Source organism: Paraburkholderia sediminicola (genome assembly GCF_046030555.1).
GTDB lineage: Bacteria > Pseudomonadota > Gammaproteobacteria > Burkholderiales > Burkholderiaceae > Paraburkholderia > Paraburkholderia sediminicola_E.
Map to the genome: position 1 here is coordinate 1 of NZ_JAQQCH010000009.1, position 16,708 is coordinate 16,708.

13 protein-coding genes and 1 pseudogene are annotated in these 16,708 nt (G+C 59.5%); all 14 read right to left on the bottom strand.

What is annotated here, in order from left to right:
- Positions 1-198: pseudogene (locus PQQ52_RS14700) on the bottom strand (dihydroxy-acid dehydratase); the annotation flags it as partial.
- Between the two features lie 33 nt (positions 199-231).
- Positions 232-1,422 (bottom strand): alpha-hydroxy acid oxidase, encoded by a 1,191-nt coding sequence (locus PQQ52_RS14705; protein WP_408212288.1) that lies wholly within the window; start codon positions 1,420-1,422, stop codon positions 232-234.
- A gap of 35 nt (positions 1,423-1,457) precedes the next feature.
- Positions 1,458-2,819: a cytosine deaminase gene (locus tag PQQ52_RS14710; RefSeq protein WP_408212290.1), complete on the bottom strand. Its 1,362-nt coding sequence runs from the start codon at positions 2,817-2,819 to the stop codon at positions 1,458-1,460.
- A 19-nt stretch (positions 2,820-2,838) separates the two neighbouring features.
- Positions 2,839-4,254 (bottom strand): OprD family outer membrane porin, encoded by a 1,416-nt coding sequence (locus PQQ52_RS14715; protein WP_408212293.1) that lies wholly within the window; start codon positions 4,252-4,254, stop codon positions 2,839-2,841.
- Between the two features lie 222 nt (positions 4,255-4,476).
- On the bottom strand, positions 4,477-5,427 hold the full coding sequence (locus PQQ52_RS14720; RefSeq protein WP_408212296.1) for a PDR/VanB family oxidoreductase: 951 nt from the start codon (positions 5,425-5,427) through the stop codon (positions 4,477-4,479).
- 11 nt (positions 5,428-5,438) lie between these two features.
- Positions 5,439-5,888, bottom strand: a complete 450-nt coding sequence (locus PQQ52_RS14725) for a RidA family protein (protein WP_408212299.1) — start codon at positions 5,886-5,888, stop codon at positions 5,439-5,441.
- A gap of 15 nt (positions 5,889-5,903) precedes the next feature.
- Complete coding sequence (locus PQQ52_RS14730) at positions 5,904-6,962, bottom strand: ABC transporter substrate-binding protein (protein ID WP_408212302.1); 1,059 nt, start codon at positions 6,960-6,962, stop codon at positions 5,904-5,906.
- Positions 6,963-7,006: 44 nt separating this feature from the next.
- Entirely contained in the window at positions 7,007-8,374 is a 1,368-nt protein-coding gene (locus PQQ52_RS14735) for an FAD-binding oxidoreductase (protein ID WP_408212304.1), read from the bottom strand.
- Between the two features lie 36 nt (positions 8,375-8,410).
- Entirely contained in the window at positions 8,411-9,277 is an 867-nt protein-coding gene (locus PQQ52_RS14740; RefSeq protein WP_408212306.1) for an ABC transporter permease, read from the bottom strand.
- 19 nt (positions 9,278-9,296) lie between these two features.
- Complete coding sequence (locus PQQ52_RS14745; RefSeq protein WP_408212805.1) at positions 9,297-10,094, bottom strand: ABC transporter ATP-binding protein; 798 nt, start codon at positions 10,092-10,094, stop codon at positions 9,297-9,299.
- 28 nt (positions 10,095-10,122) lie between these two features.
- Positions 10,123-10,938: a creatininase family protein gene (locus PQQ52_RS14750; protein WP_408212308.1), complete on the bottom strand. Its 816-nt coding sequence runs from the start codon at positions 10,936-10,938 to the stop codon at positions 10,123-10,125.
- Between the two features lie 409 nt (positions 10,939-11,347).
- Positions 11,348-11,935 carry a TetR/AcrR family transcriptional regulator gene (locus PQQ52_RS14755; RefSeq protein ID WP_408212311.1) on the bottom strand — a complete coding sequence of 196 codons (588 nt, stop codon included), beginning with the start codon at positions 11,933-11,935 and terminating at the stop codon, positions 11,348-11,350.
- Between the two features lie 138 nt (positions 11,936-12,073).
- Entirely contained in the window at positions 12,074-13,057 is a 984-nt protein-coding gene (locus PQQ52_RS14760) for a 2-hydroxyacid dehydrogenase (RefSeq protein WP_408212314.1), read from the bottom strand.
- Between the two features lie 128 nt (positions 13,058-13,185).
- Positions 13,186-15,897 (bottom strand): alpha-ketoglutarate dehydrogenase, encoded by a 2,712-nt coding sequence (mdeB, locus tag PQQ52_RS14765; protein ID WP_408212316.1) that lies wholly within the window; start codon positions 15,895-15,897, stop codon positions 13,186-13,188.
- Positions 15,898-16,708: the final 811 nt, after the last annotated feature.

Sequence of the window (16,708 nt, forward strand, 5' to 3'; positions counted from 1 at the left end):
CTTGACCGCTGCGACGGCCGCGTCGGCCAGACGCTGCAGGCCGGCGTTACACGGCGTGATGGTCGAGTGGCCGTTGGCGATACCGATCATCGGCTTGTCGAAATCTTCTTTCTGATAGCCGAGTGCATAGTACATCGAGCGGTTCGGCGAACGCGCCACGCCTTGCGTGATGTTCTTTGAACGACGGTTGTGCGGCATGGTGTCTCCCTGGTTAGCTAATCTGAATAACGCTCAGGCGTCTACTACATCTGGGCGCTCTGTCATTCTGTTGCGTGCGCGGGCTGCCGCCGGCCAGATGATGTCGCGCGAAACGTTGCGGACGTCCGTGGAGCCGCTTAGTGCCATGCTGACGTCGAGCTCGTTTCGCAAGATATCGAGTACGCGCGTCACGCCCGCCTCACCGAATGCGCCGAGGCCATACAAAAAAGCTCTGCCCGTCAGGCATGCATGGGCGCCTGAAGCAAGCGCCTTCAGGATGTCCTGCCCCGACCGAACGCCTCCGTCAAACAGGATTTCGCAGCGGCCGGCCACGCGCTCGGTAACGGCCGGCAACGCATCGATCGACGACGGCGCGCCGTCCAGCTGGCGTCCGCCGTGATTGGACACGATGATCGCGTCGGCACCCGCCTTTACAGCGAGGTCCGCGTCGGCCGGATCGAGAATGCCCTTGAGGATCAGCTTGCCGGGCCAAAGCTTGCGCACCCATTCGACGTCCCGCCAACTGAGCGACGGATCGAACTGTCCCGCGATCCATTCCGATACCGTGCTCAGGTTGTTCGAGCCCGGCACGTGTCCCGCGAGATTGCCGAACGTTTTGCGCTTCCCGCATAACACGCGCTGCACCCAGCCGGGCTTCATCGCCATATCGAACGCATTGCCAGGCGTGAGTCGCGGCGGCACGGACAGCCCGTTCTTGATGTCGCGGTGCCGCTGCCCGTGAATCTGCAAGTCGACGGTCAATACCAGGGCGGAACAGTTTGCCTCGCGGGCCCGTTCGATCAGCGATTGACTGAAGCCCCGATCGCGCATCACGTACAGCTGAAACCAGAACGGCCTGTCCACCGCGGCACGCACATCCTCGATTGAACAGATCGACATCGTGCTCAGGCAAAACGGTATGCCCGCGGCGAGTGCGGCGCGAGCTGCCAGAATCTCGCCGTCCCCGCGCACGAGCCCCGTCAGGCCGGTTGGTGCGATCGCGAGCGGCAAGGCGGCAGGTTGGCCGAGAATCGTGGTCGAGAGCGTTCGTTTCGATACGTCGACCATCACGCGTTGGCGCAACCTGATCGACTGAAGATCAGCGCGATTGTCACGCAGTGTGTGCTCGTCATAGGAACCGCCGTCGACGTAGTCGAATATCGCACGCGGTATCTTGCGTCTCGCCACTTGCCGCAGGTCTTCGATGTTGGTGATGTTTCGCATGTCGCCTTCGCCTCCTGAATTGTGTTTGATCTGGCTTATCGCTTCGCGCCGCTTGCCAATGTGTCCGCTGATACACCTTGTGAATCCAGCTCGCGATAGTCCGGCAAGCGGGTATCGATAAAGCGTCCAGCGCGTACCACCATCCGGTCGGCTTGCCAACGCGAGCATGCCTCGGTGCTATCACGCGCACGCAGCAGGACGAAATCCGCCGGGGCACCCTCACGGAACACACCGTCCCATGGCAGGTTCAGCGCCACGGCAGGGGTCGTCGTCACGGTGGAACTCCAATGTTCCAGCGGCTGCTCCAAATGCGACGCAAACGACGCGAGTGTCAGGGTCTGCAACGGATCGAGGTCACCAAACGGCAGGAACGGGTCCCGGTGATTGTCCGATGCCAGCGCGACGCGCACGCCCGCCTCCGCCGCCTCGAGCAGTGGAAAAATGCCGCGCAGCCGCGGCGAGGCACCGCCTCGCCGGTCTTGCAGATAGAGGTTCGTGAACGGCAGACTCACCACGGTCGCGCCCACCGCTGCGCAATCTGCCAATGTCTCGCGAACGACCTCGTCAGGCGCAACCGACAACGCGCAGCAATGTCCGCACATCACGCGGCCTCCCATGTCTCTGCGTCGCGCCGCATCGAGAATGGCTCGAATGCCCTCTACATTCGCTTCCAGATGTTCGTCGGCGTGAAAGTCGAGCCACAGATCGAAGCGCTCGGCAAGCGAGAACATCTGCTCGATATACTGGCGCTGTCCGGCCATGGGATAGACGAACGCGCCGAGCACACCGCCACAGGCCGCGATCGACCGTGCGACATGTTCAGCTGTCCTGACGTCCGCAAACAGATCGAGAGGCAGCAGCGCTGCGCACTGCAGATCGATGCGCCCCGCCCATTCCTGCCGCAAGCCCTGTGCGACATCCCACGCCAATGGAGCCGCGGGCCGCTCCCAATCGATATGGGTGCGCATGGCGCGCGTCCCATGGGCAAACGCGCTGCGTAGCGAAAACGACATCCGCATGGAAAGATCATCACGGGTCCAACGCGGCACATCGCCCCGCGTAGCCTCGATCGCGGCCAGCAAGCCGCCGCCGCCGACGCCCGCACGCGGCGAGATATGCCCCTTGTCGAGATGAGTGTGCGCATCCACCCATCCCGGCAAGAGCAGGCCGCCATCCAGATCGATGCAGGGCGAGCCGTCGTCGAGCGCCTCCGGCACGATCCGTTCGACCCGCTCGCCACGCAGCTTGAGTGCGACCGACACCGGCTGCGAAGCGTTCTTCGCACGGTGGCCCACGGCGTCTTGATAGATCAGTGCCTGGGGTACGCGAGCATTGCGGATCCAGTAGCCACCGTGGGCGCCTGCCCCGTTCAATGTATGCAGTTCGCGCGAAATCATCGTCCGTCCTCCCGAAACCTCAATGCGTTCCCCACTCATATTGAAGCGTCAACCGGTTCTGGACAAATTTGCTCTTGTAGGTTGGCGAACTGTCATAAGCGAGAAAGTCCGCGATGCTGAACCCCTTGAACTTGCCGCCGAACGTATAGATGGCATAGGCGAGATACTCCGACTGGTCCAGACTCGGCGCATTTGGACTGTTCTTCAAATCCATGAAGGAATAGCGAAAACCGACAAACAGGTTGGCCATCGGCGCCCCGTTCAGGTCGATCGCGAAAGCGCTGCCTGCCCCCAGATCCTGTGTGCTGGATAAAAAAGGCTGGGCAAACAGCGGCCCCGAGGCCACGAAGTGCGCATACGGCGTGACGAGCGAGCCATTCAGATACGAGTTCGCATGCGGCTTGATGTAGTCGTATCCGAGGCTAAGCAGGAGCGAGTTGCGCTTCAACCCAACCTGTAAACCGTACACCTGACTGTTGATCGGACCGAGCAATTGTTTACCGTCGCCTGTTTCGTAAAAGAACTGGGCAGCAGCGAAAGGCTGGATGGCCCCTTGCGTGACGTTCACCTGTCCTTCCAAATAAGTCATGCGCGCGTAGTCCAGATATCCCATGTACCACGCCTGCCCTTTGAGTGCCACTGGGTCCAGCGGAACGGTGCGAACGCCGCCTACGCCATAAAATCCGTTTGTCGTTTTATTGCCAACAGGAGAATACGGATCGATGTCGGAGTTATAGGTAGTCTGCCTGGTGAACGAGTTGTCGATATAGGACTTGAAACGGAACATCCGGAAGGCAGTGACGTAGTTATCCGCATCCCCGTATTTTGCCGCCGCGCCCTGAAACAATTGCGGCGCCATCCGCCAGTCGTACGTCGACGCGAATGGAACGTCCAGTTCCTGATTCCCCGCGGTCACGCTGAAATCCTTGTGCTCCCATCGCAGATAAGCCTGGCCCAACGTGGTGATATTCGGTCCGAGATAGCTGTCAACTTTCGACGGATCGTCCGAGTGGTCAATGCCGCGCTGGATATAACCGCTGACACCCAAGGAAAATCCGTAGTAGTTAGCAGTCCTGTAGCCGATCCCGCCACCATAGCTAGCCGTGTTCTGATTCAGTCCAGATTGATAGAAAGCGTTGTGTGACGAAAAATAGATTGTTCTTATGTCGCCAAAGAACTGACCCTTCGTGAACATCTCGACGAGATTCGTCGCATCCCCCGGATTGGGCGGAGTTGCCTGAGACGCGGACGCCGCTGCGGCGGCGGCATGCTCGACGGTGTCCTGCCCCTGCTGCTCCGCAACGTCCACGCCTGAAGCGGGTGCAGCCACGGCCGCCGTCTGCGCCGAAGCACAGAGCGGCAGCCCCAGGACGCCGAATACAGTCAACTGCAAGCCGATTCGACAGCAGACCTCGCGCGGTACGTAAGCCTTCATGTTTATCGCTGATTCAACATTTTGTTTGGCTGGCGTTGCGATGCAACGCGCTCTTTATTGCATTCATCATTCAAATACTGACAAACGTAATTCAAACTATCTGCCCAACACAGCAGTAGTCCTAAATGCACGAATCAGAGAGATAATTCCACGAGGCTCGAGAGGCAGGAACGCTATCGTTCCGGCACCGCGCAGCCCGCCAACGTAACGGGCTCTGAAGCCTTAGAGGTCCAGCACCAGCCGCGCCGTCCTTGCGCGAGCGCAGCACAGGGCGACCCGTGTCTCACGCTCTCTTTTGTTCAGACAGAAATCGCGGTGGTCGGGCTCGCCTTCGAGATAAGTCGTCACACAGGTGCCGCATACACCCTGTTCACAGGACGTCATAATATCGACGCCTGCATCGAGCAAAACCTGGGCAATCGTTTCGTCTTGCCCAATGTGGAAGGTCTCCCCACTACGAGCCAGTTCGATTTCGAACGGCTGATCTCCGTCCAGATGCTCAACGGGCAGTGCCGCAAAGTACTCCAGATGGACATGCGTTTCTGGCCATGACGGAGCCGCTCGCCTGACGGCATCCATGAAACCTTGCGGCCCGCACATATACAGATGTGTTGACACGGACGCCGCAGCCGCCAGTTCCGCGGCGAGATCGATCGTCGGAGTACCGTCGTCCAGCTGATAGCGTACCCGTGATGCCCATGGCGATCTTGCCAGCATGTCTTTGAACGCCTGGTGCGCAGCCGAGCGCGTGAAGTAGTAGAGCGTGAAATTCGCATCATTTCGCGCGAGCGTTTCCGCCATCGCGAGCATTGGGGTAATTCCAATGCCGGCTCCGAACAGCAGATGTCTGCCGGCTGCTGCATCGATTGCAAAGTTATTGCGAGGCGTGCCAATCTTCAGCGATGCCCCCGGTCGCAACGCGTCATGCATCCACGCTGAACCGCCGCGGCCCTGCGCTTCGCGCTTCACGCCTATCACATAACGGTGGCGTTCCCAAGGCGCGTTGCACAGTGAATACTGGCGAACGCCAGCGCTGCCTGTGTACACGTCGATATGCGCGCCAGCCTCGAATGCGGGCAGCGCCTCGCCGTGTTCCGCAACGAGTTCAAAGCGGCGTATCTCCGCAGTCTCTTCGGTCACAGCCTCAATCCGCACGTTCAGGGTGGTTTCCATGCATGCCTCCATTATTCCGGCAGCCATGCGGTCGCTTCGACCTCGACCAGAATCGACTCGTCCGGCAACATGGCCGACACCTGCACCACCGTCGACACTGGCGGATCGCCCTCAAAGAACATCCCTCGAACGCGGTTGTACGCCGGGTAGTCACGAAGGTCGCGAAAATACTGCACGAGCTTGAAGACGTCGGCCATGCTGCCGCCCGCCGCTTCGATCGTGGCGCGAATGCGATCGAGTACATACCAGGACTGCGCCCGAATCGGCCCTTCCTTGATATCGACCGAGAACTCGCCGGTCATGCCGATGCGCCCACGCACCTCGTGCGGAACGTCGTCATAGCCTTGCACGATCTTTCCCGCCGCGGGGTCCACCGCGATGATGCCGGACAGAAATATGAAGTCGCCCTTGCGCTTGTACGGCGCGTACCTGGCGAGCGGCTTTGCAATCGTCGAACTCATGTGACTATCTCCCCGTTAGTGCACGCTAGCTGAAGCGACGTTCTGATCGACCAGCTTCTTGCGCAGGTCGAGACCAACTCCCTTGTCGACAAACTGGCTTGTCGCCACCTTGCTGATGTCGACGTCCTGGGCTTTATAGAGGCCTGCTTTGACCATCTTGTCGTAGAAGCTCTTCACGCGATCCAGATCGATCGCGCCGATGCCTTTCGTCAGCGCGTCGCCGGAATCGATCAGGCCAAGCTCGCGGATTTTCGCCACCTCCGCGTCGAGCTTCGCCTTCGTCATCTCGGGGTTCTCCTTCTCGATCAGCGCATACGCGTCGCCGTGCTCCCCATAGATAAAGTTGTACCAACCGATAATTGACGCATCGATGAAGCGGCGCACCACATCGGGCTTGTTCTTCACCATGTCCCAGCGCGTTTCGATCGTCGATGAGTAAGTATTCCAACCCTCATCGGCCAGCAGGAAAGTGCTCGTCTTCGCGCCGGCGCTCTCCGCGTAGAGCGGCTCCGCAGTCGCATAGGCCTGCTGCACGGCGCCCGGCTCGGCAAGAAACTGCGCAATGCTGTAGTTGTACGGGCGTAACTGCTCGTCCTTGAAGCCCCTTTCCGCGACCATCCATTGCCAGAAACTGAATTGCCCATCCTTCGAAACCAGAATCACCTTGGCTTTCTTCAGGTCGTCGAACGTTTTGAACCCAACGCCCTGGTGAGCCATTAGCGCCTGCGGATCCTTCTGGTTGATGGCCGCCACCACGACCGTCGGCACATGGTTCTTGACGTTGTCAAAAGACAGCAGCAAATTGCCGGCAATCAGAAAGTCGATCTTTCCAGCCGACAGCATGGGACGGTTATTCACCTGCGGACCGCCTTCGCGAATCTCCACGTCGAGGCCGTACTTCTTGTAGGTGCCGTCTGCAAGCGCCTGGTAAAACCCACCGTGGCCAGCCTGGGCTTTCCAGTCGGTGCCGAGGATCACTTTGTCATCGGCGAACGCGGCTGTCGGCCCGCACGCAATGAGCGCTGCACTGGTAAGCCAGGCGGCAAGCAGAACTGCTCGCACAATCTTTTTCATGGGTGACAACTCCGTATCGTAGGATCGGGGGAAACTGCCTGCGCTCAACTCGTCTGTTCGGCCACGACGGCTTCCCAGCCGCGCATCTTGCCGGGATTGAGCAAGCCTTGCGGGTCCGCCAGCCGTTTGAAATCGATTTGAGCGAGGTCGATCTCCTTCATGCCGCCGTCCTCGATCGTGACGACGTGGGGATCGAACGTTGCGCAGCCGTGCGATTCAAAAATACGCATGATTTCGTACTGACGTTCGGCGGTGGTGAAACGCACGAGTGGAATGCCGAACACTTGGTATTCGCCAAATTGCCTCGCGAACTCGTGGTGCCAGTAGATTTCGTCGCCGAATCGCTGTGCCAGCGTCTCGCAAAGCGCAATGTCGAACGGTTGGGGATGAGCGATCTGAAGATAGGTCCACTGCTTGTCGACCTTCAGCGCCTGCAACGTCGTATGGTTGTACGCACATTCATAGGCGGGTGGAAGTTCGTTCGTTTCGAGCTCGTGCCCATTCATGCAGAGCGATTCCACTCCACCATGGCGGGTGGCAAGTTCGCGATATTGATCGATCGACGCCGGACTGACCATCGCAAACACCGCACTGCGATCGCCCGGAAAGCGTTCGCCAAGGTGCTCATAAAATGGCGCGAAGCCCTTCTCCACCGAGGTCAGCAGGAACAGATCGAATTCTGGCGCGCTGGCGGCCTTGCAGAAGCGCAATGCATCGCCGTAGGAATCGAACAGGGTAATCGCGTGCAGCCAGTCGAGCGCCGGCTTGAGCGTCAGTTCGAGTTCTGTGATGATGCCGTTCGTGCCGAACGCGTGATGCACCTTCTGGATATCGGCACCGCGCAACTCGACAATGCGCGGCGTCTCTTCCACCGTAACGACCCGGATGCAGCGCACGTTATCCGCATCCTTGAGAATGCCGTGCCGGATGGAACCGACACCGGCATAGCCACCGGCAATGAAGCCCCCTATCGTCGCCACCCGCAAGGTGGACGGAAACATCAGCAGGTCCTGGCCGGATGCCCTGACCACTTCCTGCAATTCACCGATCCGCGCCCCCGCCTCGACCCGGACTGAACCGGGATGGATCTCGCGCACGTCTTTGAGTTCGGTCATATCCATCACCACGCCGCCCTGCAGCGGAACGCACTGCCCGTAGTTGCCCGTGCCGCCGCCGCGCATCGTGAGCGGAACCCGCCAGCGCGATACGGCCGCCGCGATCCGGATCACGTCCTCTTCGCTGCGCGGAAAGACAATCAGATCCGCAACGCAGTCCTTCAATTGCTCGTTCAGAATCGGGCTATACCACGAGAAATCACGCGATTTCCCACGCAACTGACCACCACTCGCAATCGTTCGGATACCAGCCAGTTCACCGGCAAGGCGGGCCCAATCAATGTCTCTATTGTTCATGTCGTTTTATCCTTGATGCCGAATGAGAGTTCTGACTCACGCATCACGATCGATTTCGCTTTCGTGCCAGCCTTTGAGCACCGCCTTGGAAAGCCAGTTGAAGAGCAGGAAGATGCTGATACCGCACAGCGAGACGAGCAAAAGCGCCGCGAACATCTTTGGGATCTCGTTTCTGAACGTCGCTTCGAGAATGCGCGATGCCAAACCTGTTTGACGTCCGGCCGCGCCTGCCGTGAACTCGGCCACGATCGCGCCGACGAGCGAGAGACCACCGGCGATTTTCAAGCCGCCCAGGAAATACGGCAGCGCACTCGGAACAAGCAGATACCGCAGGCGCTGCCAGGGTGTTGCCCGGTACAGCCCGAACAAATCGCGCAGATTGTGATCGGCGCTTCGCAGTCCAATGACGGTATTCGACAGGATCGGAAAGAAGGCAACGATCCACGCACAAATCAGCAATGCAGAAAACGTACTGTCGACGTAGATCAGGATCAACGGCGCAATCGCAATGACCGGAGTGACCTGCAAAATGACCGCAAACGGAAAGAAGCTGAGTTCGACCCAGCGCGAGAGCGCGAACAGCATGGCCAGTGCGACACCGCCCACAATCGCGAGGGCAAGCGATATGAAGGTCAGTTTTAGCGTGAACAGCAGCGATAGCGACAACGATCCCCAGTTCTCGATGAGTGTGCGCAAAATCACACTGGGTGCCGGAATGATGTACTCGGGCACATGATTCACCCGCACCAGTACTTCCCAGAGCAGCACCGCGGCAAGTAGCCAGGCGCTAGGCACGGCGCAGCGCAGGAAGCGCTCGCGCCGCGCACGCTGCCTCGTTGCATCCGCAATCGCCGCTGCGTTGGACGAGACGTCTACGTTCAAGGTTTGTACAGAAGAAGACATACCGATTCCTCTCTCTCGCTCAATGATCAATGTCGGACGAGTCCATCGCCCGGTGCAGACTGGTCGACGTTTCGCGGCACAACTGCGTGTACTGCGCCGATTCGCGATACGCTTCGCCGCGCGGATACGGCACGGGAATAGCGATCTCGTCGATCACACGCCCCGGTCGGCTTGCCATCACCACCACGCGGTTCGAGAGATAGACCGACTCGTAGACGCTGTGCGTCACAAAGATCACCGTGAACTTGTGCTCTTGCCAGAGTTTGAGCAAATCGTTGTTCAGTTTGATGCGGGTCATTTCGTCCAGCGCCGCGAATGGTTCGTCCATTAACAGCAGATGCGGACGCGTCACCATTGCCCGTGCAATCGACGCGCGCGTCTTCATGCCGCCCGACAATTCACGCGGATAGACGTCCGCAAAGCGCGACAGTCCGACCATCGCCAATGCTTCGTCGACACGGGCGCGCGCACGCTCGCGCGACTCGCCGCGCAGCTTCAGCGGAAGGTAGACGTTCTCGAATACCGACGACCACGGCATCAACGTCGGCTCCTGGAAAACGAAGCTGATGTCATGCGTGTGTGCGGCTTCGACCTCAGTTTTGGCGGCCCACTCGATCGTGCCGCCAGAGATCGACGACAGCCCTGCAATCATCCGCAGCGCTGTGCTTTTGCCACAGCCGGACGGTCCGAGGAAACTGATAAATTCGTGACTTCCTACCTCGAGCGACATACCGTTAAGTGCAATCGTGCCGTTCGAATACTTTTTGTGTACGTCCTTCAGATGAACCAACGGGGTCTGCGCCATGCTCGTCTCCATGCCGTCGCCGATCAGATGTAAGAGTCGTTCAATGCCACTCGGGCTCGTTTTCCAGCCACGCAAGCGGCGCGTCGTGAACCTCACACAGCAACTCGACAAACTGGGTGACGACGTGATCGATCACAAGTTGCCCCTTGTGCGCAGTCGCGGCCGCGGCATCGCCGCAGGCCCCGGCGGGATTCAGATCGTGTGTCTGCCAGCCGAGCTTGCCGCTCGCGCCGATTGACAGAAAGCGGTAGCGCTCGCTCATTTCCTTCGTGAGCGATTTGAAATTGCGTGCTTCGTTCATCGCGACGAGTTCCGGGCGCATGGCGAGCAGGATCGACGTTTCCACATCGCCCGCGTGAATACCGTGCTTCATTTCTTCGTCATTGAAGAGCGCATCGGGCATGCCGAGCGTGTACCAGTTCGATGCGACGACCATCATTCCGAAGCGTTGACGCAGATCGCGTGCAACGATATCCATCACGGCCGATTGCCCGCCGTGACTGTTGAACAACACCAGCTTCTTCACACCGGCCGCCGCGACACACGCGCCGATTTCGCTCCACATCCGAATCAGCGTCTCGGCCGAAAACGTCAGGGTACCGGGATAGCGCGCGTGTTCATTGCTCTTGCCGATGCTTTGGGTCGGCAGGAACAACACCGGCAGGTCGCCGGCCAGACGCGGAATGATCGCTTCGACGAGGCCGTCAATTGTCGTGGTATCGACGGACATCGGCAGATGCGGCCCATGCTGCTCGATGGCGGCAACCGGCAGCACCGCAATCAGACGCTCGCGGTCGAGACGGGAGAACTCCTTGCTGCTGTATTCGGCCCAGAAACGCCTGGTGATCGACGACATCTCCTGCTCCTCTTTTCACGGCATTCGTGAATGCCTGGTTTCGTAAGCCGGTTGAAGCCCGAGCTCCCGCTGGCCCTGATCGGGGTACTGCAACGACGCTGCCTCGAACTCATAATAGTCGATTTGACCAATCGGTCAAACCGTATGGTCATTTATTTTCCGGTTGACATTGTTTTTGGCGAACGATGCAGTTTAAGTAGGATGCCAAAGGGAATATTCATGCGATGCAGCAATGGATACCGTGCTGAATCGTCGGAAGAATTGGCACAAGCGCGAGCGGCTTGCAGGGGGACGTGGCAATGGGAATTGATGCGCCGCGGAAAGCGGCGACAGTCAGTGTCTATCAGCGACGAGAGACGGGGTACAGAGGGGTGCCGAAGCCACCCTAAAAATCAAGGGTGGCGGCGTGTCAGGCAGACAGTGTGATACCGCAGCCGTGCATGACGAAGGCCGTCACTTCCTTGACGATATGTTCGCGATCGAGCGGCTGCGCTTCTTTCACACGCAACATGTAGCGCGCCTGATATTCGAAGTCGGCAAAGTGCTGTGTCAGAGACCAGATATTCATCATCAGCAGCATTGGATCGAGCGGGCGCATGAGGCCCGCCTCGATCCAGCTATTGATGCATGAGACCGCCTGAGCGGTGCGCATACGCGGGCGGCTCATCATCGGCATCAACACGGGTGCGCCGCGCATCATCTCGTTGGCGAAAATACGCGACAGCAGCGGTTGGTCGAATGAAAAATCCAGCTTCTTGCGAATGTAATCGGAAAGGACCTGTTGGGGGCCACGTTCAGCATCCCCAAATGAAAACACGCGAATCCATTCCTCGACTACGTGCTGGAGAATCTTCTCGTACAGGTCCTCCTTACTCTCGATGTAGTAGTGGAGTTGCGCCTTCGACAAGCCCGCGCGCTCAGCGATGCCCTGGGTCGATGCACCCTTGAGCCCGTGCAGCGCGAACTCCGCAATGGCGGCATTTTGTATTGCGTCCATCACTTCAGAACGCGATCGTTTCGTTTTTGTTTGCCCGGTTTGCGCCACGGAATCCGTCCTCGATTGATCCGTCTGGATGCTTCAAGTCAGGCATTCTAACGCATGGAGCGGCACGCGCCCGGTGGGTACACGCTCTGTTCAGGCGTGCAACATCGCCGGGTTCAATGGCGAGGGAGGCCGTCCGGCACAGGCTCCGTAGCCCAATGCGGCGATCAGGTTGTCCGCGGCGAGATCGGCCATGGCAAGACGCGTCTTCAGGCTGGCGCTTGCGATATGCGGCGTGGCCACCACCCGCGCGTTGGCAAGCAGCCGCGGACAGACCAACGGCTCTCGCTCGAAGACGTCCAGACCGGCCCCCGCCAGCCTGTTTTCGGCTAGCGCATCGGCAAGCGCGTCTTCGTCAACCAGACCGCCGCGTGAAATGTTGACGAGGGTGGCCGTCTGCTTCATCAATGCAAGCTCACGCCGCCCGATCGTATGGTGCGACGCGGCGTTGTACGGCATCGTGATCACCAGATGGTCCGACAGGCTCAGCAGCGCTTCCTTGCTGCAGAATTGCGCGCCCTTCTCGTCCGCCAACGCGATCGGCGTCCGGTCGTGATATCTCACCGTCATGCCGAAGCCGTGGGCACGTTGCGCCACCGCTCGTCCGATGCGGCCCATGCCGAGAATGCCGAGCGATGCGCCGTGAATGTCCACGCCGAGGAACATGTCGAGCGCCCATTTGTCCCACAGGCCGAGCCGCAACCAGCGCTCCGCTTCGCCCGTGCGGCGCGCGGTCGCCATCAGGAGTGCCCAGCCGAAATCGGCAGTGGTTTCGGTCAGCACGTCCGGCGTATTTGTCGCCACCACGCCAGCCGCCGACAGCGCCGCCAGATCCAGGTTGTTGTAGCCGACAGCAATATTGGCAACGGCCCGCAGCGACGGACACGCCTGGACAAGCGGAGCATTGATGATTTCCGTCGCGCTCACGAGTGCTCCGACCTTGCCCTGAAGACGTGTGCGCAATTCGTCAGGCGCATAGATGTAGTCCGCATCGTTGCTTTCGACGTCGAAGTGTTCCTGCAAGCGTCCCACGATGGACGGAAACACCTTGCGGGTAATCAGAATCTTTTCTTTCACACCAGTTTCCTTGGCAGTCGATAGAAGACGTGGCGGTCCGTTCGGGGCAGCATGGCCCGAAACCACCAACGTCGTTGAAATCGCCGAAATCCGGCGTGTTGAATTCGAGGACTCTCCTGCTCGCCGCGCTAGACCGTCGCCGGATTCGGCTTGTTTACGTCGATGCCATACCGGCGCAGCGCGTCGCTCACCACCGCTGGCGGCAGCACGCCCTGATCGGCAAGCGCGCGCAGCGATGTCACGCAAATGTAGGCGCGGTCGACCTCAAAGAAGCGGCGTAATGAAGCACGATTGTCGCTTCGGCCGAACCCGTCGGTACCCAGAACCGAGAACGGCGCATCGAGGTAAGGGGCGATCAGCTGCGGATACGCCCGCACATAGTCGGTGGCCGCGATCACCGGTTGCGTGCCTGTCAGCATCGTTTCGAGGTGGCTCGGCGCAGGGGCCGCATCCGGATGATGCAAACGCTGGCGGGCAGTCTCGCGCGCGTTGCGTTCGAGTTCAGAAAAGCTCGTTACGCTGAACACGTCGCTTTCGATCTGCCAGTCATCGGCGAGAAGTTGCGCGGCGGCCTCCACCTCGCGCAGGATGGTGCCGCTGCCAAGCAGACGAACCTTGCCGCGCGCCTGAACCGGTTGCACGTTCGCACGGCGATACATTCCGCGCACGATACCTTCCCTGACGCCCTCCGGCATTGTCGGCTGAGCGTAGTTTTCGTTCATTACCGTGAGGTAGTAGAAGACGTCTTCCTGTTGCTCCATCATCCTGCGCATGCCATCGTCGACGATCACAGCCAGCTCGTACGCATACGCCGGATCGTAGGCACGGCAGTTGGGGATCGTGGCCGCTATCACGTGGCTCGTGCCATCCTGGTGTTGCAGCCCCTCGCCCGAGAGCGTAGTGCGGCCCGCCGTCGCGCCCACCAGAAAGCCCCGCGCGCGCTGATCGGCGGCGGCCCAGATCAGATCGCCAATGCGCTGGAAGCCAAACATCGAGTAGTAGATATAGAGCGGCAGCATCGCCGTGCCGTGCGTGCTGTAGGACGTGCCGGCTGCGATCCACGACGAGATGGCGCCCGCTTCGGTAATGCCCTCTTCGAGAATCTGGCCGCCGACATCCTCGCGGTAGTACAGAATCGAACCCGCATCTTCCGGCTCGTACAACTGTCCCTGCGACGCATAGATCCCGACTTGCCGGAACAGGCTCGCCATCCCGAAGGTACGCGCCTCGTCGGCGACGATCGGTACGATGCGTGGACCAAGAACATTGTCTTTCAGGAGCGCGGTCAACATCCGCACCATCGCCATGGTGGTCGACATCTCCTTGTTGCCTGCTTCCAGTGCGAACTGGGCGTGCTGCGCAAGCGGCGGCACAGCGACCGGCTCCGCACGTTTGCGCCGCGCCGGGAGATAGCCGCCGAGCGCTTCGCGGCGAGCGTGCAGGTAGCGCATTTCCTCGCTGTCGTCCGCGGGCTTGTAGAAGCGCATGTGCTCGAGATCGTCGTCCGTGAGGCCGAGCCGGAAGCGGTCGCGAAACTCCCTGAGCGCCTCCACGTCGAGCTTTTTCTGCTGATGGGTCGTGTTTTGCGCCTCCCCGGCGCGACCCATGCCGTAGCCTTTGATCGTCTTCGCGAGGATCACGGTCGGTTGACCCTTGTGTTTGCGCGCGGCGTCGAAGGCCGCATGGAGCTTGCGTAAATCGTGGCCGCCGCGGTTGAGCGCCGCGACGTCGCCGGGTGTCATGTGAGCGACGAGCGACTTCAGGGCGTCGTTCTGCCCGAAGAAATGATCAAGCCCGTACTGGCCGTCCTTCGCCTTGTAGGTCTGATACTGGCCGTCCATCGTCGACGCAAACGCACGAAGCAAAGCACCGGAATGGTCGCGTGCGAATATCGGATCCCACGCGCTGCCCCACAGAACCTTGATCACGTTCCAACCCGCGCCGCGGAACAGCGCTTCCAGCTCCTGCACAATTTGCCCGTTGCCGCGCACAGGGCCATCGAGACGCTGCAGGTTGCAGTTGATCACGAAGGTCAGATTGTCGAGCTTCTCGCGTGCTGCCAGCGGAATGGCGCCAATCGATTCGGGCTCGTCCATCTCACCGTCGCCGAACACGCCCCATACGTGCCGTTCGCTCGTTTGGGCCAGCCTCCGATGTTCGAGGTAGCGCATGAAGCGCGCCTGATATACCGACTGGATCGGGCCCAACCCCATCGATCCAGTGGGAAATTGCCAGAAATCGGGCATCAGCCAAGGGTGCGGATATGAGCACAAACCGTTGCCACCCGTCTCACGACGAAAGTTCTCCAGCTGCTGTTCCGACAAGCGCCCTTCAAGAAACGCACGCGCGTAAACACCCGGCGCCGAATGCGGCTGGAAGTAGACGAGATCGCTGCCCTGGTCGGTGCCGCCGGTGGTGCTTTTCGCTCGGAAGAAATGATTGAAACCGAGTTCGAACAGGTCCGCCGCCGACGCATAGCTCGAGATGTGGCCGCCCAGCTCACCGTAAGCCTTGTTGGCCCGCACCACCATGGCGAGTGCATTCCAACGCACGATGGCCGTAATGCGTTCCTCGATTTCCAAATTGCCTGGGTAGGGCCGCTGACGCTCGACGGAAATCGTGTTGGCATAGGGCGTATTGCTCGGCACCGTCGTCGTCAGTCCCAACAGCGGCGCGGCATCGAGCAGTTTGCGCAACAGGAAAAGGCCGCGTTCCTGCCCACAATGTGCGACGACGGCTTCAAGGGCCTCGAGCCATTCGCGTGTTTCCTGCGGATCGTCGTCTGCCGGCATGGCGGTTTGGGGCAAACACGTCTGGGGAGGAAGGGAAAGGTTCGTCATCGCAGAGTCTCCATTTTGTGATATTTATTCTATGGAAGCTCCGTAAAAATTTGATACCGCATTGCACGGCACACAGCAGTGAATTCAGCACGAATGCGCTGGTGTTTGGTGTTTTCCGATTCGGGTATGCTGCGGACGCCGAAACCTATGCGCCCGGGACCGAATTTCTTGGCACAACTCCGTCATCGTTGGCGAAACTACGGCGACGGTGTTCCTCGGTCGCTATTTGCCCGTTGTGACTGCCAACCCACCTGACCGCCCAACATGTTGGCCAAAGTCCAATACAAGTTGCGGAGTCTCTAGTGTGTTGCATCCGTGTTGCACCCAACGGTTGAATCCGCACCTGAAAGCGGACGTCGGAAGGCTTCTAGGCCGACTGACGGCGGGGGGGCGAAAGCACGCATCCGGCCGACCATTCACGGAAACCGATTGGCGAATGGCCGTTCAGTAGCCTGTAACGGCCACCCCAACTCCGATCAGCGAACGTCGGCCATGGCTGAACAACTGACCGATCTGGCGCCTGCACAGGCCACGCCTCTTTTTCCAAGTTCTACTTAACCCGACGTCACGCAACATCTCCAAGCAAATTCTAGACCTGATGCGTTCAGGTTTCGATTTATTTCACAAACCCTCTCTCGCAACACCCCTTTATAATCAATGACTTATTGACAGGCGAAATTAAATTCAGCTTCTGGTTTAATTCTGCAAAATTTGACCACCTTCTGGTTTAAATAGTCAAGCTAGGATGAAGATCTAGCCGCAGATTACCGTTCAGCTTCTCCTTTATTTTTCTCCAGATTTTGCTTTATTC

What these genes read in the sequence shown, in the direction of transcription:
- PQQ52_RS14705 (WP_408212288.1), bottom strand. Translation starts at nt 1,422, where the DNA reads ATGCGAAACATCACCAACATCGAAGACCTGCGGCAAGTGGCGAGACGC.
- PQQ52_RS14710 (WP_408212290.1), bottom strand. Translation starts at nt 2,819, where the DNA reads ATGATTTCGCGCGAACTGCATACATTGAACGGGGCAGGCGCCCACGGT.
- PQQ52_RS14715 (WP_408212293.1), bottom strand. Translation starts at nt 4,254, where the DNA reads ATGAAGGCTTACGTACCGCGCGAGGTCTGCTGTCGAATCGGCTTGCAG.
- PQQ52_RS14720 (WP_408212296.1), bottom strand. Translation starts at nt 5,427, where the DNA reads ATGGAAACCACCCTGAACGTGCGGATTGAGGCTGTGACCGAAGAGACT.
- PQQ52_RS14725 (WP_408212299.1), bottom strand. Translation starts at nt 5,888, where the DNA reads ATGAGTTCGACGATTGCAAAGCCGCTCGCCAGGTACGCGCCGTACAAG.
- PQQ52_RS14730 (WP_408212302.1), bottom strand. Translation starts at nt 6,962, where the DNA reads ATGAAAAAGATTGTGCGAGCAGTTCTGCTTGCCGCCTGGCTTACCAGT.
- PQQ52_RS14735 (WP_408212304.1), bottom strand. Translation starts at nt 8,374, where the DNA reads ATGAACAATAGAGACATTGATTGGGCCCGCCTTGCCGGTGAACTGGCT.
- PQQ52_RS14740 (WP_408212306.1), bottom strand. Translation starts at nt 9,277, where the DNA reads ATGTCTTCTTCTGTACAAACCTTGAACGTAGACGTCTCGTCCAACGCA.
- PQQ52_RS14745 (WP_408212805.1), bottom strand. Translation starts at nt 10,094, where the DNA reads ATGGAGACGAGCATGGCGCAGACCCCGTTGGTTCATCTGAAGGACGTA.
- PQQ52_RS14750 (WP_408212308.1), bottom strand. Translation starts at nt 10,938, where the DNA reads ATGTCGTCGATCACCAGGCGTTTCTGGGCCGAATACAGCAGCAAGGAG.
- PQQ52_RS14755 (WP_408212311.1), bottom strand. Translation starts at nt 11,935, where the DNA reads ATGGACGCAATACAAAATGCCGCCATTGCGGAGTTCGCGCTGCACGGG.
- mdeB (WP_408212316.1), bottom strand. Translation starts at nt 15,897, where the DNA reads ATGACGAACCTTTCCCTTCCTCCCCAGACGTGTTTGCCCCAAACCGCC.